The organism is Bradyrhizobium sp. CCBAU 45389, assembly GCF_028128625.1.
Taxonomy (GTDB): Bacteria; Pseudomonadota; Alphaproteobacteria; order Rhizobiales; family Xanthobacteraceae; genus Bradyrhizobium; species Bradyrhizobium liaoningense_B.
In genome coordinates this window covers 1-764 of record NZ_LBIY01000026.1, presented here as the reverse complement: position 1 = coordinate 764, position 764 = coordinate 1, and the positions used below count along the sequence as shown (strand labels likewise).

Genomic DNA, 764 nt, shown 5'->3' with positions numbered 1-764 from the left:
GGACTGTTCTGGCTCAACGACAAGCAATGGGCTCTGATAGAGCCGCATCTGCCAACGAACCAGACCGGACCGGTGCGCGATGACGATCGACGCGTCATCAGCGGTATCATTCACATGCTTCAGTGCGGCGCACGCTGGCGCGATTGCCCGCCCGACTATGGTCCGTACACGACGATCTACAATCGTTTCAATCGCTGGGCCAAGCGCGGACATTGGCGGGCGATCTTTGAAGCGCTCGCCCGCTGCGGCAAAGACGGCGTGACTTTGTCCATCGACTCCACCACGATCAAAGCGCATCGCTCGGCGAGCGGCGGAAAAGGGGGGAGCATGAACAAGCGATCGGCCGCTCGCGCGGCGGGCGGACCACGAAAATCCACGCGCTGAGCGACCCTGACTGCAGACCTTGCGCATTTCATCTCACTCCAGGCCAGGACGCTGATATTGCCGCAGCGCCAGCCCTTTTGGAACTCGCGCCACCCATGTCTGCCCTCATTGGCGACAAAGGGTACGACGGCGACGGCTTTCGAGCCGAAATCGTCGATCGTGGTGCCAAGCCCGTCATTCCAAACAAATCCAACAGGGTCACTCTCCACAGCTTCAGCAAACGCGCCTACAAGGGGCGCAACGTCATCGAGCGCTGTTTCTGCCGCCTCAAGGATTTCAGGCGTGTCGCAACTCGCTACGACAAACTAGCCAGGAACTTCTTGGCTGCCGTCCATCTCGCCGCCATCGTTGCCTATTGGATCAATTGAGTCCGAGCCCTA

General features: G+C 59.9%; 1 protein-coding gene. It reads left to right on the top strand.

The window, feature by feature from the left end; genetic code table 11:
• The first annotated feature begins 3 nt into the window (after positions 1-3).
• Positions 4-752 (top strand): IS5 family transposase gene (locus tag XH79_RS06810; protein WP_442869922.1). Its coding sequence is split into 2 segments (ribosomal slippage): positions 4-348 and positions 351-752, totalling 747 coding nucleotides; the frame shifts between segments, so codons are not numbered across the junction.
• Positions 753-764 lie beyond the last annotated feature (12 nt).